Raw genomic sequence first — 19728 nt, 5'->3', positions numbered from 1 at the left:
AGAAAGGGGCGCCGCAGCGCCCCGGAACAAGGGATGGGACGCTCAGGCCAGGGAGAAGAAGATCCCGGCGATGGCGGCGCTCATCAGGTTGGAACAGGTGGCAGCCAGCACGGTACGCAGGCCGTAGCGGGCGATGAAGTCGGTGCGGGAAGGGCAGAGGGTGCCCAGGCCACCGATCAGGATCCCCATGGAGGCCAGGTTGGCAAAGCCGCACAGGGCGAAGCTGATGATCACCTTGGACTTCTCCTCCAGCACCTGCAGACCGGCGGCGGTCACAGTGCTGGCGTCTCTCAGGTAGGGGGAGAGGTCGCTGTAGGCCACGAACTCGTTCACCACCAGCTTCTTGCCGATCATGGCGCCGGCGATGCCGATGTCCGCCAGCGGCACCCCGAGCAGGAAGGCGAGCGGCGAGAAGATCCAGCCCAGGATGAGCTCGAGGGAGAGCGGCATGCCCACCATCTCCCCCACCCCGCCCAGCAGGGTGTTGACCAGGGTCACCAGCCCGATCATGGCGATCAGCATGGCGCCGATGGCCGCCGCCAGCTTGAGGCCGCTGCTGGCCCCCTCGCCTGCCGCCGCCAGCACGTTCTCCGGCTTCTTGCCGTCAAACTGGATGCTGTTGTCGAACACATAGTCCGGCTGGCTGGTTTCGGGGATGATCAGCTTGGCGAACAGGAGCCCGCCCGGTGCCGCCATGAAGGAGGCGGCCAGCAGGTACTGCATGTCCACACCCATCATGGCGTAGCCCGCCAGCACGGTGCCGGAGACCGAAGCCATGCCGCCGCACATGACGGCGAAGAACTCCGAATCGCTCATCTTGGGCATGTAGGGCTTGACCACCAGCGGCGCCTCGCTCTGACCGACGAAGACGTTGGCCACTGCCGACATGGACTCGGTCTGGGAGGTGCCGAGCAGCCGCGCCATGGCGCCGCCGATGAAGCGGATCACCAGCTGCATGATGCCGAGGTAGTAGAGCACGGCGATCAGCGCCGAGAAGAACACCACCAGCGGCAGCACGTTGAGGGCAAACACGAAGCCGATGCCGTCCACCGAGAAGTTGACCAGGTTGCCAAACAGGAAGTGGATGCCCGCCTTGCCGCTCGCCAGCACGGCGTCGACCCCGTGGGCCATTCCCTCCAGCGCCCGGCGCCCCAGCGGTACATAGAGCACCAGGGCACCGATGGCGACCTGCAAGGCCAAGGCCAGCCCCACGGTGCGCAGGCGAATGGCCCTGCGGTTGGTCGATGCGAGCACGGCGATGAGGATCAGCGCCGCCATACCGAGAAATCCTGCTGCAAACATAACTGACCTCCTGGTCGTTCCCTGCTTACTGGAAGTGGTGCTTGATAAAGGCGTTGATGAGGCGGATGAAATCCGTTTCCGCCAGCTTGGCGCACTTGAGGGTCTGCTCATGGGAGAGCTGCACGTCGCCAAGCCCCTCCGCCATGTTGGTGATGGCGCAGATGGCCAGCACCGGCAGCGCGCAGTGGGCGGCGCTGACCACTTCTGGCACCACCGACATCCCCACCACGTCGCCACCGATGATCTGCATCATGCGGATCTCGGCGGCGGTCTCGAAACAGGGGCCGCTGTAGGAGACGAACACCCCCTGATTGACGGCGATCCCCTCCCGCTCGGCCAGCGCCAGCGCCTCGCTGCGCAACCCCTTGTCATAGGCATTGGCCAGGCTGAAGAAGCGCGGGCCGTAGGCCTCGTCATTGGCGCCCGTCATGGGGGTACCCGGCATGGTATTGATGTGATCGTTGAAGATGACCAGGGAGCCGACCCCGATCCGCTCCGGGCGCAGCGAGCCGGCCGCATTGGTCACCAGCAGCAGCTCGCAGCCCAGCCGCTTGAAGGTGCGCACCGGGGTGGTCATCACCTTCATGGTTTCGTGTTCGTAGTAGTGGCCGCGCCCCTTCATGCAGACCACGTCCACCCCGTGCAGCTTGCCGAGCACCAGCTCGCCGCTGTGGCCAGCCACCGTGCTGACCGGGAAGCCGTCCAGCTCCTCGTAGGGGATGGTGACCTTCTCCTCCAGCGCATCGGCCAGCACGCCGAGGCCGGAGCCCAGGATCATGGCGGCGCGGGGGGCAAAACCCGGCTTGCGGGCGAGAATGGTGGCGACGGCGTTGAGTACCGGATCTTGTTGCATGAGCTGCACCTCTTGAGGCTGTAAATGGGACATGGCGCTCACTCTAGGGGAGGTATTGGGCGATAAAAATCGCTAAAATCGGCCTGACTATCCTGATTTTCAGCACAATTTCCCGCCGGGAAATGGCTGAAAACCACAGGAAGCGGCATGAATGGCGCTGATTGGCCCCGTTTTTCCGCCGACCAGCCCCGGCACGGTCAAATCGGGCCGGCAAAGGTGTGAGCCGGATCGACCATCCGCCGCGCAGCGGCCCTGCTGCCGCCCGCACCGGTCGCGCAAACTTTGACGGGGATCGCACCCGGCCCTCAATCAGCCACCGAAGGAGGTCGCTTGGCCCTCGACAGTCACTGGCGCGATCGCGTCACCCTCAAGATGCTGCGCTACTTCCATGCGGTGGCCAGCCAGGGACACTTCAGCCGGGCCGCCCTGCAGCTCAATGTTTCCAAGTCACCGCTCAGCGCCCAGATCAAGGAACTCGAGTCCCTGCTGGGGCTGGCGCTGTTCGAGCGCCACACCCGCCAGGTGAGCCTCACCGCCACCGGCCGGCTGCTGCAGGCCGAGTGCGCCCTGCTGTTCGACGTGCTGGAAAGCGGCCTTAACCGGGTGGTGCAGGCGGGGCGCATGGAGCGCAACCAGATCCGCATCGGGCTGGTCAGCTCCATCTTCTGGGCCGGCTTTGGCGAGGTGATCCGCCAGTGTCACCAGCGCCACCCCGAGTTCGAGATCACCTTCACCGAGCTCTCCCCCGAACGGCAGAAACAGGCGCTTTCGCGCAAGGAGATAGACCTCGGCCTCGCCCGCTTCGCCGACACCGTCAACATCCATCCGCTGCTGGCCGAAACCATCTATCGCGAGTCCATGGTGCTGGTGGTGTCGGACGAGCATCCGCTGCGGGATCGCAAGCGGGTCTCCCTGCCCGAGCTGGCGGGTGAGCCGTTCGTGCTGATGAGCCGCGCCAACTCCTCTTCTACCGACCTCATCATCAACGCCTGTCTGGTGGAGGGCTTCTACCCCCATCTCAACCAGGAGGTGGTCGAACCCAACACCCTGATGGCGGTGGTGGCCACCAGCCTGCAGGTGGCACTGGTGCCGGCCAGCTACGCCCGCCAGAAGTGGCCCCACGTGCGCTTCATCCGGCTCGAGCAGGCGATCCCCGCCGATCTCTGCGTGCTTTACGCCCCGCCCGGCGATGGCCAGCCGGCCGCGGTGGCGATCCGCCACTTCATCGACACCATGAGCGCGCAGATGAACCGGCCGACCGCGGATTGATGAGTTAATCGGATGGTGCTTCGCCGCCTCCCCCCTTAGGATGGGGATGTGAAGCGGATGGCGGTTTGCCGGGCACCGGCTGGGGTATACTGGCCACACTTGGTGCCACACGGGCACGCATCCGCGCCCTCACCATGATGAGAAGGAGTCACCTCATGATCCGTATTCTGCTGTTGCTGGGCGCCGCCCTGTCTGCCTACGGACTGCAACAGAGCCACACCCTGGCGCCGCTGCTGAGCCTGCTCGGCCTGCTCTCGCTCTGGGTGGCGAGTGAAATCCGCCTGATGTATCGCCAGCTGTCCGCCGCCGAGCCGGACGAGCAGCCCTATCACCTCGACGTCTGAGGGGCCAGCAAGGCCCTTCTCTTCTCTCCTTGTTCATGCCTGGTCAATTCCATGAAACCGACTCGTACCCTCTGCTCTCTGCTGTTGCTGCTTGGCTGCCTGCACGGCGCCCCGTTGCTGGCCCGCACGCCCTGTCCGGCCGGCGATGACTGCCCACCGGCGGACAATGGCCAGTGGCTCCCGGAACCGGGCAGCGATGGCAGCGCCGGTGCCGACGACATGGATGGTGCTGATGGTATTGATGGCGCTGACGGTATCGATGGTGCCGATGGTGCCGATGGTGGCGATGGTGGCGATGGTGGCGATGGTGGCGATGGTGGCGATGGTGGCGATGGTGGCGATGGTGGCGATGGTGGCCAGGGGCAGCTTATCTAGCAACACCTTTGCTGGCGGCGACCCTTATGAGCCGTCGCCAACCCCTGCCGTATCAGCCTCGGTCATTGGTTCCATACCGTTTTGATCTCTGGATACCCGGATCCATAACAACAGGATCCACTGGATTAATGGCAGAACAGGCCATGTTCCCCTATATCTTCTGTACCCCAACAGGAGAGAATCCATGTCGAGTTCCAGCGAAAACAGGCTGTTTTTGCTGCTTTTTTTATCGCTGTTGCTGGCCGGCACCGGGCAGGCAGCGGCGCAAAGCAGGGATTTCAGACAGGCACCCAAGGCGCTCAGCGCACTGAAGAAAGGTCAGCAGGCACAGAGTCAGGGCAACCTGACCCAGGCCATCCACTTCTACTGCGCCGCCGCCACCACGGGTAATCCGGAAGGGTATTTTCGCATCGGCCGCCTGCTCGCCACCGGCCCGGGCTCGGTTCGCAACCCCCGCATGGCCAACGCCTACCTGGCCATGGCGATCCGCCTTGGCAACCAGCAGGCCGCCCGCTACTACAACAGCCGGGTCGGCAATGCCGTGATGGGGGATCAGTGCGGCAGCGGCGTCGGTGGATCCGGCGGCTACTTCGCCGCCATTCCCACCACCCCCTTCAATCTGGAGGCCTATCTGGCCCGCCAGTCGCCCGCCAAGCAGAAGCTGGCCACCATGCTGCGCCACGCCGCCAAGCGCCACCGCATCGACGAACGGCTGGTGCTGGCCATCGCCATCGCCGAATCCAACCTCGACAGCCGCGCCGTCTCCCCCAAGAATGCCCAGGGGCTGATGCAGCTCATCCCCGAGACCCAGCAGCGCTTTGGGGTGACCCGCCCCTTCGATCCGGAGCAGAACATCAAGGGCGGCGTGGCCTATCTCAAGTGGCTGCACACCCACTTCGACGGCAACTGGACCCTGATGTCGGCGGCCTACAACGCTGGCGAAAAATCGGTGGAGCAGTATGGCGGCATCCCCCCCTATCAGGAGACCCAGCAATATGTGCGGCGGGTGCTCTACTTCGCCGGCCACAAGCAGCCCTGAGCCAGGCTCACTGGCGGCCCGCTATTGACAAAAACCATACCCGTATTTGCGCAATCGTTTGCCTTTCGGTAGGATCCGGCGCTTTCTCGCACGTTCTACAGGTAATCCATGAATTTCATCAAACGCTGCTCGCGCCTGCTCACCCTGTTTGCCCTCTTCTCCTCCACCGTCGTGGCGGCCAAGCCGGCTCCCGCCCCCATCCTGATCCAGGGGGCGATGGATGTCGAAGTCGAGACCCTGGTGGCCGCCCTCAAGGACAAGCAGGAGCTGACCGTGGGCGCCTGGACCTACTGGCAGGGCACTCTCTCGGGTTATCCGGTGGTCGTCTCCCGCACCGAGGTGGGACTGGCCAATGCCGCCGCGGCCACCACCCTCGCCATGGAGCGCTTCCAGCCACGCCTCGTCATCAATCAGGGCACGGCGGGCGGCCACGATCCAGCGCTGCGCCGGGGTGACATCGTCATCGGCACCAAGAGCTTCAACATGGGGGCCTACCGCAGTGACCTGACGCCCGCCGAACAGGGTGTCGACCCGAGCAAATGGCACAACTTCGAGGTCACCATGCGCCTGCGCGACAACGGCAAGCTGGTGGAGCACTCTTCCTTTGCTGGCGATCCCGAGCTGGTCGGCCGCGCCCTCGGCATGGCCGACCGTTATCGTCACGGTCGGGTGGTCCCCGGCATCATAGGCACCGCCGACGAGTGGAACCGCCAAGTGGCCCGCATCAACTGGCTGCATCAGACCTACAACACGGCAGCAGAAGAGATGGAGACCTCCTCCGCCGCCCTGGTGGCAGAGGCCTACAAGGTGCCCTTCGTGGGTATCCGGGTGCTCTCCAACACCGATCTGCACGGCGAGGAGTTCGATCCGCAGACCGCCATCCACTGCCAGCAGTTCGTCATCGATTACGCAAAAGCGCTCATCAACGGCTTCAACAAAGCCTGATGAGCCTGAGAGGCCGCCACTATGGCGGCTTCTTTGCTTTGTAATCCCTATCAAGCGGGACTTGGCCCACGGTTTCTCCCGCAGCCGATATCAACTCCCCGGACACGCCCTGCGCCCATAGTGGCGGTAGTAGCCCACCAGATTGCTGACCAGAAACAGCCCCTCCATCAGCGCCGCCACGGGTGAACCCACCAGCAGGTTGTTGGCCAGCCAACAGAGCGTACCCAGCAGCATCCAGCGCCGCAGCAGGCGATCATCTAGGCAAAACGCAGCCCGGGTCTGCAGCAGGCTGGCCAGCAACCCCAGCAAGGCGAGCGGTCCCTGATAGGTGGCGAGCACCGCGAGGCAGGACAACCCCATAAAGAGCCACATCAAGAGGCGGCGCGTAGCCAGCATGCTGACCACGAAGCGCAGGCTCGCCAGCCAGAGCAGCAGGGCGGCCGACGCTTGTCCCAGCAGTGCGAAATGGGCGCCATTGAGGGCGCAGGAGAGCGCCAGGCAGGCCAGAATGGCCCGGCGCGTCCGCAACTGAAACGACAGCAGATCCAGCAGCAGCGCCAGACTCACCACCAGTTGTGACCACAAAAACAGCGACATCATCCCCACTCCAGGCTTGTTCGAGGGGCCCAGCATGGCGGGGATGGGCAAGGCGCGGCATTAACCCGTGTTAATGCGCCGGCGGATCCGCGACAGGGTGACCGGGCTGATGCCGATGTAGTTGGCGAGCTGCACCTGAGTGAGCCGCGCCGGCCAGTGGGGGAAGGTGCGGCAGAGCTCCCGGTATCGCTCTTCGGGGGAGTGGAGCAGCAAGAAGGCCTCCTTGCGCTCCTTGTAGCACAGCTGCTGGCGCAGCAGGGCCATGCAGACCGGTTGCCAGGCAGGCTCGTCCAGCAGGGCCAGCGGCACCCGCACCAGTTGCAGCGTCGTGACGGCCTCCAGCTGGTAGCGGGCAGGCGACCCGCTGAGCCAGCTGTCGTAGAGCAGGCAGAGCTCCCCTTCGAAGTAGAACTCCTTGCAGCGCTCCTGCCCGTCCCGGGCGTAGTGGCAGGCGCGGGCGATGCCCCGCTCGATGTAGAAGGCCGACTCCTGCATCGCCCCCTGGGCCAGCAGCGGCTGACCCGGCACCAAGGTCAAACGAGGCAGGCGGCCGGCAAGCGGCTCACCGATGGCGGACGCCAGCCCCATGGCGGCGAGGGTGGCCGCCAGAGGCTGGGCTGAAGGCAGGCTGGTCATGCAAACTCCGGGGCAAACTGGGCCTTCATCATGCCAAGTTTGGCGGCCCGTTGCAGCTGGCTGTGATGGCCCTGGCAAAGGGGATGGCCGACCGGGTGCCACCTTTGCCCCCCCTCGCCCATTGGTTTACAATCGACGGGTTTTTTGGAACCCGGTTGACCTGCGTCGACCTGGCCCCACCACGACATCAGTCTGTTAGTGCCAAGACATTAACCTGCTGAAAAGGAAGAGAATTAGCCAATGGCTCAATTTATTTACACCATGAACAGGGTCGGCAAGGTAGTGCCGCCCAAGCGTCATATTCTCAAGAACATCTCCCTCTCCTTCTTCCCGGGCGCCAAGATCGGCGTGTTGGGTCTGAACGGCGCCGGTAAATCGACCCTGCTGCGCATCATGGCAGGCATCGATACCGAGATCGAAGGGGAAGCCCGTCCGCAGCCCGGTATCAAGATCGGCTACCTGCCGCAGGAGCCGAAGCTGGATCCGGAGCAGACCGTGCGCGAAGCGGTCGAAGAGGCGGTCGGCGAGGTGAAACGCGCCATGGCCCGGCTGGACGAGGTCTATGCGGCCTACGCCGACCCGGATGCAGATTTCGACAAGCTGGCCCGCGAACAGGGCGAGCTGGAAGCCATCATCCAGGCCCAGGGCGGCCACAACATGGAAAACCAGCTGGAGCGCGCGGCCGACGCCCTGCGCCTGCCGGCCTGGGATGCCCAGATCAAGCATCTCTCCGGTGGTGAGCGCCGCCGGGTGGCGTTGTGCCGCCTGCTGCTGGAAAAGCCGGACATGCTGCTGTTGGACGAACCGACCAACCACCTGGATGCGGAATCCGTGGCCTGGCTGGAGCGCTTCCTGCACGACTACGAAGGCACTGTCGTGGCCATCACCCACGACCGTTACTTCCTCGACAACGTGGCCGGCTGGATCCTGGAGCTGGACCGCGGCGAAGGTATCCCGTGGGAGGGCAACTACTCCTCCTGGCTGGAGCAAAAAGACGCCCGTCTGGCGCAAGAAGCCAGCACGGAAGCGGCTCGTCGCAAGTCCATCGAGAAAGAGCTGGAGTGGGTTCGCCAGAACCCGAAAGGCCGTCAGGCCAAGTCCAAGGCCCGTATGGCTCGCTTCGAAGAGCTCAACACCAACGACTACCAGAAGCGCAACGAAACCAACGAGCTGTTCATTCCGCCCGGACCGCGCCTCGGCGACAAGGTGGTGGAGGTGGCCAACCTCTGCAAGTCCTACGGCGACCGCCAGCTGATCGACGATCTCTCCTTCTCCATTCCGAAGGGGGCCATCGTCGGCATCATCGGCCCGAACGGTGCCGGTAAATCGACCCTGTTCCGCATGATGTCGGGTCAGGAGCAGCCGGACTCCGGTTCCATCACCCTGGGTGAGACCGTGGTGCTGGCCTCGGTGGACCAGTTCCGCGACAGCATGAACGACAAGAAGACGGTGTTCGAGGAAGTCGCCGACGGCCAGGACATCCTGCGCATCGGCAACTACGAGTTCCCGAGCCGCGCCTACATCGGCCGCTTCAACTTCAAGGGCGCCGATCAGCAGAAGCGGGTTGGCGAGCTGTCCGGTGGTGAACGCGGCCGTCTGCACCTGGCCAAGCTGCTGCAGACCGGCGGCAACGTGCTGCTCTTGGATGAACCGACCAACGATCTGGACATCGAAACCCTGCGCGCCCTCGAGAACGCCCTGCTGGAGTTCCCGGGTTGTGCCATGGTCATCTCCCACGACCGCTGGTTCCTCGACCGTATCGCCACCCACATCCTGGACTACCAGGACGAGGGCAAGATTGCCTTCTTCGAGGGCAACTTCACCGAATACGAAGAGTGGAAGAAGAAGACCTACGGCGCCGAGGCCATCCAGCCGCACCGCGCCAAGTACAAGCGCATCGCCAAGTAACAGGGCAAACAAGTGCGGCAGCTGCATCAGCCGCACCGTTCCCACCACGACAAGCGCATCGCCAGGTAAACCGGCACATGCCACAAGGGGAGCCCAGGCTCCCCTTTCTTGTGCCCGATCGCTTACAATCCAAGACGGATACCTTATGCATGGATGTAGCAAGATGACGACCCAGCCCACCACAGAAAAGAAACTGACCATCCAGATCCGGGTCGAGCCCGGCTGCCTCGGGCCGGACGGCAAGGCGCACATCGAGACCTTCTGCGCTGCCGCCGCCAAGATCTTCGCCGCCGTGGAACCGGAGCTGGTGAGCTGGACCCTGCTGCCCCGCTATGACAAGCAATTGCCGGAGCAGGAGTTTTTCATCGACGGCCGCAAGCTGACCGAGGAGCAGGCCAGCCTGTTTCTGCGCCGCCTGGGGCGGGAGCTGGGGGAAGTGCAGGAGACCCTCGACTCCGTGCTGGCCCAACTGGTGGAGCGCTACTTCAAGACCCTCTGATGGGTCGCTGCCCGCGCAAAAGGTTCTCCAGCGAGAACCTTTTTTATTTTCGGCAGGGCAAACGTTTGAATTTTTGCTCTATTCATTGATCCGCCTCGCAGATCCGGGGTTTGTAAACGGCGCTGCCTGTGTAAAAATGTGCGCGCTGTCACGGTATCAGGACGAGTCTGGTTGTTTAACCACCAGAAACAGGGCATCACGCCCGCATGGATGGGACCAGCTTCTCGCCTGCTGCTTATTTCACGTCACCTATTGGAATCCAACATGAATCAACCACACCAGGCCCCCGCACAGGCCGCCGGGCAAGGATTGCTTGAGCGTCTGTTTGCCCTGAAGGGCCATGGCACCAACGCCCGCACCGAAGTGATCGCCGGCATCACCACCTTCCTGACCATGGTCTACATCGTCTTCGTCAACCCGCAGATCCTCTCTGCGGCCGGCATGGACACCCAGGCCGTGTTCGTCACCACCTGCCTCATCGCCGGCATCGGCAGCATCCTGATGGGTCTGCTCGCCAACCTGCCCATCGCGCTGGCTCCGGCCATGGGCCTCAACGCCTTCTTCGCCTTCGTAGTCGTTGCGGGCATGGGCTACTCCTGGCAAGTGGGCATGGGCACCATCTTCTGGGGTGCCATGGGCCTGCTGATCCTCACTCTGCTGCGGGTGCGCTACTGGCTCATCGCCAACATTCCACTCACCCTGCGGGTCGGCATCACCGCCGGCATCGGCCTGCTGATCGCCCTGCTCGGCCTGCACAACGCCGGCATCGTGGTCGCCAGCCCCGCCACCATGGTGACGGTGGGCAACCTGACCTCCCTGCCCTGCCTGCTGGGGCTGCTCGGCTTCTTCCTGATCTGCATTTTCTCCGCCCGCGGCGTCCACTCCGCCGTGCTGATCGCCATCGTGGTGACCACCACCCTGGGCTGGCTGTTTGGCGACGTCACTTTCAAGGGCTTCGTCTCCATGCCCCCCAGCATCGAGCCGGTGTTTGGCCAGCTGGACCTGATGGGCTCGCTCGACATCAGCCTGGCCGGGATCATCTTCTCCTTCATGCTGGTCAACCTGTTCGACTCCTCCGGCACCCTGATCGGTGTGACCAACCGCGCCAAACTGGCCGATGACAAGGGTCACTTCCCGCGCATGAAGCAGGCCCTGCTGGTGGATAGCGCTAGCTCGGTCGGCGGCGCCTTCATGGGCACCTCCTCGGTCACCGCCTTCATCGAGAGCAGCTCCGGCGTCGCCGTCGGCGGCCGTACCGGCCTCACCGCCATCGTGGTCGGCCTGCTGTTCCTGCTGGCGATCTTCTTCTCTCCGGTGGCCGCCATGGTGCCTGCCTACGCTGCAGCCGGCGCCCTCATCTACGTGGGCGTGCTGATGTGCTCCGAGCTGACCCGGGTGAAGTGGGAAGACCTGACCGAAGCGGTGCCGGCCTTCATGACCGCGGTCATGATGCCGTTCAGCTTCTCCATCACCGAGGGGATCGCCGTGGGCTTCATCTCCTACTGCGTGATGAAGGCGGGTACCGGCCGCTGGCGCGAGATCAACCCCTGCGTGCTGGTGGTGGCCCTGCTGTTCGTGCTCAAGTTCGTCTGGGTCGACAGCCACTAAACCGCGACACACAAACACAGCGCAAACAAAAATGCCCGTCAACGACGGGCATTTTTTATGGCTGACAAAGGGGCGCTCAGCGAATGCCGCGCGCCTCGCGGATCCACTCCCAGGCCTGCTGGATCTCCTGGGTCTTCTCCTTGGCCATCTCCATCATCTCGGGCGGCAAGCCCTTGGCGGCCAGCTTGTCCGGGTGATGCTTGCTCATCTCCTTGCGGTAGGCGCGCTTGATCTCCTGATCGCTGTCGCTCTCGCTCACCCCCAGCAGCTGGTAGGCATCCTTGAGTCGATCACGGGAGGGGGCCTCCTGCCGGTACTGCTGCCCGCCGTGCCCGCCATCCTGATACTGGCCACCGTGCGCCCGGTTGAAGAAGTTCATCTGCGCCTCGGCCATCGCCAGAATGCGGGCCAGCTCGATGCGGCTGAAGCCCAGCTCGTCGGCGATGGTGTGCAGGATGGCGCGCTCGTTGGCCTCGACCTTGCCATCGGCGAAGGCGGCCTGCAGCTGCACCTCGAGGAAGAAGCGCAGGATATCGCGCTGACCCTGGCTGGCACGGCGAAACTCGGCCAGGGTCTCCCGCAGTGGGAAGTCCGCCTCCTTGCCCTGACGGAACGACTCCTGGGCACGAGCACGCAGCTCACCTGCCAGCCGCATCCGGTCCATCAGGTTGGAGGCGACCCGGATCTCCTGCTCGGTCACCTGGCCGCTCGCCTTGGCGATGTGACCCATGACGGCGAAGGTGGCGTGGAAGAAGACCGCCTGTTGCTGCTGGGTGGGCGCGCGGCGAAAATTCAAGCCCATGCCACGGTCGAAACGGTGGCCGATCCAGAGGCCAAGCAGGGCACCGAAGATGTTGCCGAGCAGAAAACCGAAGAAGGCGCCAAGCACCTTACCCCAAATACGCATGGTTCAAGACCTCGTGAAATTAATGAGTGCGTCCTTGCAACTGATCGTCCAGCGCCTGCAACCGCGCCACCGTTCCGATGTCGCGCCACTCGCCGGCCAGCAGGCTGCCGCCCACCCGGCCTTGCGCCATCCACTCCCGCAGCAGCGGCGCCAACTTGCGCGCCCCCGGCGGGAGTCCGGCAAAGGCGGCGGGATCATAGAGCCCGACTCCGCTGAAGGTCAGCGCCTGGGTATCGACCACCCTGCCCGCCTGCAGCGCAAAGTCCCCCGCCGGATGTTGCGGTGGGTTGGGCACCAGCCAGAGGTGGGCCAGATCCGTACCCAGCGGCTGGGTCACCAGAGTGCGATAGTCCAGATCGAGCCAGGTATCGCCGTTGATCACCAGAAACGGCTCGTCTCCCAGTAGCGGCAGCGCCTGCACGATGCCGCCGGCGGTCTCCAGCGCGTTCTCCTCGGCCGACCATTGAATGTCTACTCCGAACTGACGGCCATCGCCGAGAGCGGCCACCAGCTTGTGGCCGAGCCAGGCGTGGTTGATGACCAGATCGGTCACGCCGGCATCCCTGAGCTTTTCGATATGGTGCACGATGAGCGGCTTGCCCCCCACCGCCAGCAGCGGCTTGGGCAGGCTGTCGGTCAGCGGGCGCATCCGCTCGCCGCGACCGGCGGCCAGGATCATCGCCTTCATGACGCCACTCCGCTGCGGGCCAGCCCGGGCAGCACCACCTGCTCCAGCCACTGGCCGAAGCGGGCCAGCACCGGGTAGCTCGCGCCATGGCTGCGGCAGACGTCCACCACATAACCGAGGGTGCGAGGAATGTCCTTGAGGTAGCCGGACTTGCCATCGCGGTGGTAGAGACGGGTGAAGATACCCGCCGCCTTGAGGTGGCGCTGCATGCCGGTGAGATCAGCGGCACGACGAAACGCGGCGTAATCGAGCTCGCCCAGCAGCTTGGCCTGCTGCAGGGTGTCAAACCCGAGCCGCATGCCCTGCTCGATCACCGCGTCCGGCCAGCGCACATAGCAGTCTTTCAGCAGCGAGACCAGGTCATAGCTGAGCGGGCCTATGACCATGTCCTGGAAGTCGATGACCGCCAGCCGGCTGTCGGCCGGGGTCTCGCCACCGCACACCATCAGGTTGCGGCTGTGAAAATCCCGGTGCATCACCCCCTGCGGCTGGGCCAGGTTGTTCTCGGTGAGGCAGGCGAAGGTCTCGGCCAGCAACTGCTGCTCTTCATCGCTCAGGGTCAGTTGCAGATGGTGACCCAGCAGCCACTCGGGGAAAATGCTGTTCTCCCGCGCCATAAAGGCGGAATCAAAAGGCTCAAGGTCCAGTTCAACAGCGCCGAGACGGGGCAGCAGCGCGATGGCCTTGCCGTACCAGGCCAGCACGTTGTCTGCGTTCAGGCAGCCGATAAGCTGGGTGTCCCCCAGATCGGTCACCGCCAGCAGCCCCTGCTCGTAGTCCACCGCCTGCACCTCGGGGGCCAGCAGGCCACCAGCGTGCAGGGCCGAGGCATTGCGGACAAACTCATGATTTTTTTCGGTTTTAGGATTGGCATCCACCCAGATCAGGCCACCGCCACGGTGGTAGCGGCGAAAACTGGCGTCACCGGAAATGAGGGTCAACTGCAGGCTGGCATCACCGGAAATCCGGCGCGCCCAGTGCAACAAGAGGGAATCGCGATCGTGCATAAGTCGGGGACCAAATTGGAAAGCAGCACTTGGCTGTTAGCCCTGGCCGCAATAATGCTTTATCATTGCCGGCTAACATAAAGCAATGACATGCAATGTCAACTCGATGAATCCTGTCGTAAAATGCATGTCTTGAATCAGCCGTAGCTACCACGGATTGCGCGAGTCTTTCACATGACAAAACGGACACTGGGATACTCCTATCCCATCGCCCTGACCATCAGCCTTGTTCCAGCCCTGACCCCGGCCATAGTGCAGGCGGCGCCGCTGACGCCGCCGCCCGCTACCGGGATCCTGGACGGGCTCTGCTATGACTATGTCCCCAAGATTGAGAAGCTGGCGCCCGGCAAGGACGCCAACGCCCAACCCGTGGAAGTGGATGCCGATCGGCTCGAAGCCAAGCAGGGCGGCACCGCCGTCTACCAGGGCGACGTCAAGGTGCGCCAGGGCGTGCGCAAGTTCGATTCCGACTACGCCGAGCTCGATCAGAAGAGCCGGGACGTCATCGCCATCGGCAACATCTACTACAACGATGGCCAGATCACGGTCACCAGCGACAAGACCCTGAAATCCAACCTGGATACCAAGAACTCCGAGCTGGAAGAGGGCAAGTATCAGGTGCATGGCTCGCCGGTGCGCGGCTCAGCCGACCGGGTCACCATGACCAACAACAACCAGAACATCACCCTGGAAGGGGCCCAGTACACCACCTGCCCGCCGGGTCAGGAAGTGTGGACCCTGAAGGCGGGCAGCATCGACATCGATCAGACCGAGGTGTTCGGGGAGGCCTGGAACGCCAGTCTCTGGCTCTACGACTACCCGGTGTTCTACTTCCCGTACATCAACTTCCCCATCAAGGATGAACGCAAGACGGGTCTGCTCTACCCGGGTTATACCCAGAGCTCCAAGAACGGCATGGACATCACCCAGCCGTTCTACTGGAACATAGCCCCCAACTACGATGCCACCATCACTTCCCGCTTCATGGACAGACGGGGCCTGATGGAGCAGGTGCAGTTCCGCTACATGCCGGATCCGGCCCATGTCGGCAGCCTCTATTTCGAGAACCTGGCCAACGACAAGCAGTACGACGAGACCCCGAGCCTCAACCAGGCCATGTCTGACGGTCACCGTTACCTGCTCAACGCCAACCACACCTCGCTGTTTGCCGACAACGCCATACGGGTGTCGCTCGACTACACCAAGGTGCGGGATCGGGATTACAACTACTTCAACGACTTCTCCCCCAAGGTAGGCACCCAGGTCGAGAACCAGTTGCAGCAGTCCCTGATGGCTGGTTACTTCCAACCCAACTGGAACATCAACACCGAGGTGCGCACCTACCAGATCCTGCTGGCCAGCGCCCAGCAGCCCCACGAGCTGATGCCGCGCATCGACCACAACTATTACCAGCAGGGCAGCTGGTACGATCTCGCCTGGAACACCGAGATCACCAAGTTCGGCTACAACAACGCCCAGGCCATCGCCCAGAATCAGGGTAGTGCCTACACCGGTACCCGGGTCTACACAGCTCCGACTCTGACCATGCCGCTCATCAACGAGGCCGGCTACTACCTCGACAGCCAGTACAAGCTGATGTACACCCGTTACGATCAGGAAGTGCCGGACAACATGAGCCAGACCTTTGTCAGCCGCTTTACTCCTGAAAACGGCAACGGGGTCACCCTGGACGAAGGGATCATCACCCGCACCCTACCCTCCTTCCGCCTCAAGGGCGGCATGACTTTCGAGCGCAACCAGAACTGGTTCGGCGGCGATGCCAACCAGACCCTGGAGCCGGAGTTCCAGTACCTCTATGTGCCCTACAAGGATCAGGACAACATTGGCGTCTATGACTCCACCGGCATGCGCCAGGACTACTACAGCCTGTTCAGCGACCGCCGCTACGCGGGCCTGGATCGCATCAGCGACTCCAACAGAGTCTCCATCGGTCTCACCAGCCGGGTATATGATGAGGCCGGTGATGAACGAATTCGGCTGGCCGTTGCCCAAGCTTTCGATTTTGTTGCGCCCAGGGTCAAGCTCTATCCCAGCGAGACCCTGACCACCAACACCCGCTCCCCGCTCTCCTTCGAGGGGGATGCCAAGATCAACGAGCAGTGGTTTGCCCATGCCGGCGCGCAATATGATGTGGACCAGAGCCGGCTCAGCTCCGCCAACAGCGCCATCGAGTATCGCCGCGAGAAGCTGATCAGCCAGCTGAACCATCGTTTCGTGCGCGATGCCAACTACGATCTTGAAAACAAGGGACAGGTAACCGACCTCAACCAGATCGGCCTGCTGTTGACTACCCCGCTCAACGACCAGTGGCACCTGTACGGGGGTTACTATCAGGAGCTGAATCAGAGCGTGAAGTCTGATCGCAAGGTAGGCCTGAAGTACGACTCCTGCTGCTGGAGCATCAACTTCAACCTGGAGTGGGTCAACACTCCGGACAACGTGACCATGCGTCCGACCTCGGAGCGCAGTCTGGGCATTCAGTTTGAAATGAAAGGATTGGGTAGCGTGGGTACCGGCTCCAAGGGTACTTCCCTGGACACCGAAGCACTGCCTTACATTCGTCCGTTTAACCTGCGAGACCAATAAGCGGTCTGGCAAACGCCTTGAGAGATGGATATGAAGAAGACGTTGATTTCCCTGCTGACTGCAGGCCTGTTCGGAGCCATGAGCCAGGGTGCCTTCGCCGCCCCCGAACTGATGGACAAGGTGCTTGCCGTGGTCAACAAGGACGTGGTGCTGGCCAGCCAGCAGGAAGCTCTGGTGCAGAAGGTAAAAGCCTCTGCCCAGGAGAGCGGCCAGTCCCTGCCCGATGACGCCACCCTGCGCAAACAGGCGCTGGATCGGCTGATCCAGGAGAGCCTGCAGCTGCAACTGGCGGATCGTCAGGGCCTCAAGATCAGCGATACCCAGCTGGAGCAGGCAATCCAGAGCATCGCCGCCGACAACAAGATGACCCTGGATCAGCTGCGGGCCCAGCTGGCCCGTGAAGGGCTGACCTATGCCCAGTATCGGGAAGAGGTGCGCCGCGAGATCCTGATGAACGAGGTGCGCCGCAATCAGGTGCGCCGCCGCATCAACATCTCCGAGCAGGAGGTGAAGCAGGTGGTCGACATCCTCGCCAAACAGGGTCAGCAACAGCAGCAATACCATGTCGGTCACATCCAGGTTGCCCTGCCGGACAACCCGAGCGCCGAGCAGCTCAACGTCGCCAAGAGCAAGATTGAACGCATCCTGGCCGCCCTCAAGCAGGGCGCCGACTTCCGCAAGATGGCCATTGCCGAGAGCAGCGGACCCAAGGCGCTGGAAGGGGGTGACTGGGGCTGGATGAGCCCGCAAGAGATGCCGACCCTGATGGCCGAGGCCGTGCAAGGCACCAAGAAGGGCGACATCGTCGGCCCGCTGCGTTCCGGTGCCGGCCTGCACATCATCAAGGTGTTCGACACCAAGGGTCAGCAGCAGGTCGTGCAGACCGAAGTGCGCGCCCGCCACATCCTGATCAAGCCCTCCATCATCCTGAGCGAAGAAAAAGCCAAGGGCATGCTGGACGGCATCCTGCACGACATCAAGAGCGGCAAGGCCAGCTTCGCCAGCCTGGCGGAGAAATACTCCGAAGATCCGGGTTCAGCGGTGCAAGGCGGCGAACTGGGCTGGTCCGATCCCAACGTTTATGTGCCGGAGTTCCGCGACATGGTCAACCGCCTGCAACCGGGCCAGATCAGCGAACCCTTCCGCACCACCCACGGCTGGCACATCGTCCAGCTGGAAGAGCGCCGCAGCCAGGATGCCACCAACAAGGCCCAGGAGCAGCGCGCCTATCAGCTGATCTACAACCGTCGCTTCACCGAAGAGTCCCAAGCCTGGCTGGACGAGCTGCGTGACGAGGCCTACATCCAGATCGAAGGCGCCGGCAGCTGATGAGTTGTCGTCGTCTCGCCATCACCCCGGGTGAACCGGCCGGGATCGGTCCGGATCTGGTGCTGCAGATTGCCCAGCAGGATTGGCCACACCAGCTGGTGGTGATCGCCGATCCGGCGCTGCTGCGCGAGCGGGCCGCCCTGCTGGGGCTGCCCGTCGAGCTGCAGCCCTATGATGCCGACCAGCCTGCCCACCCGCAACGGGCGGGCACCCTCACCGTCTGTCCGGTTCCCCTCGGCGCCGCCGTGGCGCCGGGTATGCTCGACGAGGGCAACGGCGCCTACGTACTGGCCACCCTGCAGCGCGCCTGCGACGGCAACATGAGCGGCGAATTTGCCGCCGTGGTGACCGGGCCGGTACACAAGGGGATCATCAACCAGGCTGGCGTCTCGTTCAGCGGTCACACCGAGTTCTTCGCCCAGCAGTCGGGCACCGCCGACGTGGTGATGCTGCTGGCGACCGAGGGGCTGCGGGTCGCGCTGGCGACCACCCACATTCCGCTGGCCTATGTGGCGATGGCCATCACCGAGGATCGGCTCGGCAAAGTGATCCGCATCCTGGATGCGGATCTCAAGAGCAAATTCGGCATCGCCACCCCCCGCATTTACGTCTGCGGCCTCAATCCCCACGCCGGGGAAGGCGGCCATCTCGGCCGTGAAGAGATTGACGTGATCGAACCCGCCCTGGCAGGCCTTCGCCAGGAGGGGATCGATCTGGTCGGCCCGTTGCCGGCCGATACCCTGTTCCAGGACAAATACCTCAAGGATGCGGATGCGGTACTCGCCATGTACCACGACCAGGGGCTGCCCGTGCTCAAATACAAGGGCTTCGGCAGTTCGGTCAATATCACCCTTGGACTTCCTTTCATCCGCACTTCGGTGGATCACGGCACCGCACTGGATCTGGCAGGCAAGGGCCTCGCAGACTCGGGCAGCCTGATCACCGCGATCAACCACGCCATCAAGATGGTAGAGAAAAAAAGATATGAGCAGTAAGGTGCAGAGCAACAAGGTGCACATGGGCCACACCGCCCGTAAGCGTTTCGGTCAGAACTTCTTGCACGATCGCTACGTGATCGATCAGATCGTGGCCGCCATCAATCCACAGCCGGGTCAGAACCTGGTGGAGATCGGCCCGGGTCTGGCCGCGCTGACCGAGCCGGTCGCCTCCCAGATGGACAAGATGACCGTGGTCGAGCTGGACCGGGACTTGGCCGCGCGCCTGCGCGAGCACCCGACCCTCAAGGAGAAGCTGACCGTCATCGAGGCCGATGCCATGCGCTTCGACTTCGGCACCCTGATGGGGGAAGGCAAGGGGCCGCTGCGCATCTTCGGCAACCTGCCCTACAACATCTCCACCCCGCTCATCTTCCACCTGTGCGAGTTCGCCGACCGGGTAGAGGACATGCACTTCATGCTGCAAAAGGAAGTGGTCCTGCGTCTGGCAGCCGGCCCTGGCAGCAAGGCTTATGGCCGGCTGAGCGTGATGACCCAGTACTACTGTCAGGTAGTGCCGGTACTGGAAGTGGGCCCTGGCGCCTTCAAGCCGGCACCGAAGGTGGATTCCGCCGTGGTGCGTCTGATCCCGCACAAGAACCCGACCATCGTCGCGAAAGACATTCGTTGCCTGAACCGGGTCTGCACCGAAGGCTTCGGCCAGCGTCGCAAGACCATCCGCAACAGCTTCTCCAACTTCATCACGGACGCCCAGCTGACCGAGCTTGGTATCGATGGCAACCTGCGCCCGGAGAACCTCTCCCTCGAGCAGTTCGTCATGATCGCCAACTGGCTGGCGGATCAGCAACAGGCCTGATCC

At 63.3% G+C, this 19728-nt stretch carries 19 protein-coding genes; 11 read left to right on the top strand and 8 right to left on the bottom strand.

The window, feature by feature from the left end; all coding sequences use genetic code 11:
* Positions 1-42 precede the first annotated feature (42 nt).
* Both PG899_RS03770 and xapA read right to left on the bottom strand, forming a co-directional pair.
* A complete protein-coding gene (locus tag PG899_RS03770; RefSeq protein WP_077095423.1) occupies positions 43-1302 on the bottom strand; it encodes a NupC/NupG family nucleoside CNT transporter in 1260 nt (419 codons plus the stop codon).
* Between the two features lie 25 nt (positions 1303-1327).
* Positions 1328-2155 (bottom strand): xanthosine phosphorylase, encoded by an 828-nt coding sequence (xapA, locus tag PG899_RS03765; RefSeq protein ID WP_065475942.1) that lies wholly within the window; start codon positions 2153-2155, stop codon positions 1328-1330.
* A gap of 330 nt (positions 2156-2485) precedes the next feature.
* On the opposite strand from xapA, the gene PG899_RS03760 reads away from it, so the two are divergent.
* Together PG899_RS03760 and PG899_RS03755 are read left to right on the top strand one after the other, a co-directional pair.
* The gene (locus tag PG899_RS03760) at positions 2486-3424 is read left to right on the top strand and encodes a LysR family transcriptional regulator (protein WP_077095422.1); all 939 of its coding nucleotides are present in this window, start codon (positions 2486-2488) and stop codon (positions 3422-3424) included.
* Between the two features lie 155 nt (positions 3425-3579).
* On the top strand, positions 3580-3768 hold the full coding sequence (locus PG899_RS03755; RefSeq protein ID WP_077095421.1) for a hypothetical protein: 189 nt from the start codon (positions 3580-3582) through the stop codon (positions 3766-3768).
* A gap of 33 nt (positions 3769-3801) precedes the next feature.
* Here the strand turns inward: PG899_RS03755 and PG899_RS03750 are convergent, their stop codons facing one another.
* On the bottom strand, positions 3802-4146 hold the full coding sequence (locus PG899_RS03750; protein WP_270697028.1) for a hypothetical protein: 345 nt from the start codon (positions 4144-4146) through the stop codon (positions 3802-3804).
* Between the two features lie 181 nt (positions 4147-4327).
* Between PG899_RS03750 and PG899_RS03745 the strand changes: the two genes are divergently transcribed.
* Together PG899_RS03745 and PG899_RS03740 are read left to right on the top strand one after the other, a co-directional pair.
* Entirely contained in the window at positions 4328-5182 is an 855-nt protein-coding gene (locus tag PG899_RS03745) for a lytic transglycosylase domain-containing protein (protein WP_029303826.1), read from the top strand.
* 108 nt (positions 5183-5290) lie between these two features.
* The gene (locus PG899_RS03740) at positions 5291-6127 is read left to right on the top strand and encodes a phosphorylase family protein (RefSeq protein WP_179101317.1); all 837 of its coding nucleotides are present in this window, start codon (positions 5291-5293) and stop codon (positions 6125-6127) included.
* Positions 6128-6217: 90 nt separating this feature from the next.
* Here PG899_RS03740 and PG899_RS03735 read toward each other — a convergent pair whose 3' ends face one another.
* The gene (locus tag PG899_RS03735) at positions 6218-6727 is read right to left on the bottom strand and encodes a YgjV family protein (protein ID WP_166463283.1); all 510 of its coding nucleotides are present in this window, start codon (positions 6725-6727) and stop codon (positions 6218-6220) included.
* 57 nt (positions 6728-6784) lie between these two features.
* Positions 6785-7360: a Crp/Fnr family transcriptional regulator gene (locus tag PG899_RS03730; RefSeq protein WP_077095420.1), complete on the bottom strand. Its 576-nt coding sequence runs from the start codon at positions 7358-7360 to the stop codon at positions 6785-6787.
* Between the two features lie 240 nt (positions 7361-7600).
* Between PG899_RS03730 and ettA the strand changes: the two genes are divergently transcribed.
* The 3 genes from ettA to PG899_RS03715 all read left to right on the top strand — a co-directional run bounded on the left by ettA (position 7601) and on the right by PG899_RS03715 (position 11375).
* Positions 7601-9268 (top strand): energy-dependent translational throttle protein EttA, encoded by a 1668-nt coding sequence (gene ettA / locus PG899_RS03725; protein ID WP_016349627.1) that lies wholly within the window; start codon positions 7601-7603, stop codon positions 9266-9268.
* Between the two features lie 163 nt (positions 9269-9431).
* Positions 9432-9767: a hypothetical protein gene (locus PG899_RS03720; RefSeq protein WP_077095419.1), complete on the top strand. Its 336-nt coding sequence runs from the start codon at positions 9432-9434 to the stop codon at positions 9765-9767.
* A gap of 264 nt (positions 9768-10031) precedes the next feature.
* Positions 10032-11375, top strand: coding sequence for an NCS2 family permease (locus tag PG899_RS03715; RefSeq protein WP_005304142.1), 1344 nt, complete (start codon positions 10032-10034; stop codon positions 11373-11375).
* A gap of 76 nt (positions 11376-11451) precedes the next feature.
* Here PG899_RS03715 and djlA read toward each other — a convergent pair whose 3' ends face one another.
* Genes djlA through PG899_RS03700 form a run of 3 tightly spaced genes read right to left on the bottom strand, consistent with a single transcriptional unit; the run spans position 11452 to position 13977 of the window.
* Positions 11452-12282, bottom strand: a complete 831-nt coding sequence (gene djlA / locus PG899_RS03710; RefSeq protein ID WP_077095418.1) for a co-chaperone DjlA — start codon at positions 12280-12282, stop codon at positions 11452-11454.
* Between the two features lie 19 nt (positions 12283-12301).
* On the bottom strand, positions 12302-12970 hold the full coding sequence (gene murU / locus PG899_RS03705) for an N-acetylmuramate alpha-1-phosphate uridylyltransferase MurU (protein WP_077095417.1): 669 nt from the start codon (positions 12968-12970) through the stop codon (positions 12302-12304).
* Positions 12967-13977 (bottom strand): aminoglycoside phosphotransferase family protein, encoded by a 1011-nt coding sequence (locus PG899_RS03700; protein ID WP_077095416.1) that lies wholly within the window; start codon positions 13975-13977, stop codon positions 12967-12969. Before PG899_RS03700 ends, murU begins: the two co-directional genes overlap by 4 nt.
* Before the next feature lie 174 nt (positions 13978-14151).
* On the opposite strand from PG899_RS03700, the gene lptD reads away from it, so the two are divergent.
* Genes lptD through rsmA form a run of 4 tightly spaced genes read left to right on the top strand, consistent with a single transcriptional unit; the run spans position 14152 to position 19725 of the window.
* Complete coding sequence (gene lptD, locus PG899_RS03695; protein WP_077095415.1) at positions 14152-16584, top strand: LPS assembly protein LptD; 2433 nt, start codon at positions 14152-14154, stop codon at positions 16582-16584.
* A 30-nt stretch (positions 16585-16614) separates the two neighbouring features.
* Complete coding sequence (gene surA / locus PG899_RS03690; RefSeq protein ID WP_077095414.1) at positions 16615-17913, top strand: peptidylprolyl isomerase SurA; 1299 nt, start codon at positions 16615-16617, stop codon at positions 17911-17913.
* A complete protein-coding gene (pdxA, locus tag PG899_RS03685) occupies positions 17913-18908 on the top strand; it encodes a 4-hydroxythreonine-4-phosphate dehydrogenase PdxA (protein WP_077095413.1) in 996 nt (331 codons plus the stop codon). Before surA ends, pdxA begins: the two co-directional genes overlap by 1 nt.
* On the top strand, positions 18898-19725 hold the full coding sequence (gene rsmA, locus PG899_RS03680) for a 16S rRNA (adenine(1518)-N(6)/adenine(1519)-N(6))-dimethyltransferase RsmA (RefSeq protein WP_016349619.1): 828 nt from the start codon (positions 18898-18900) through the stop codon (positions 19723-19725). The genes pdxA and rsmA overlap by 11 nt, the downstream gene beginning before the upstream one ends.
* Positions 19726-19728 lie beyond the last annotated feature (3 nt).

The sequence above is a fragment of the Aeromonas sp. QDB39 genome (genome assembly GCF_027707585.1).
GTDB classification, from domain to species: domain Bacteria; phylum Pseudomonadota; class Gammaproteobacteria; order Enterobacterales; family Aeromonadaceae; genus Aeromonas; species Aeromonas hydrophila.
Note: the sequence above shows the minus strand (reverse complement) of the source record. Positions and strands in the feature narration are given on the sequence as shown.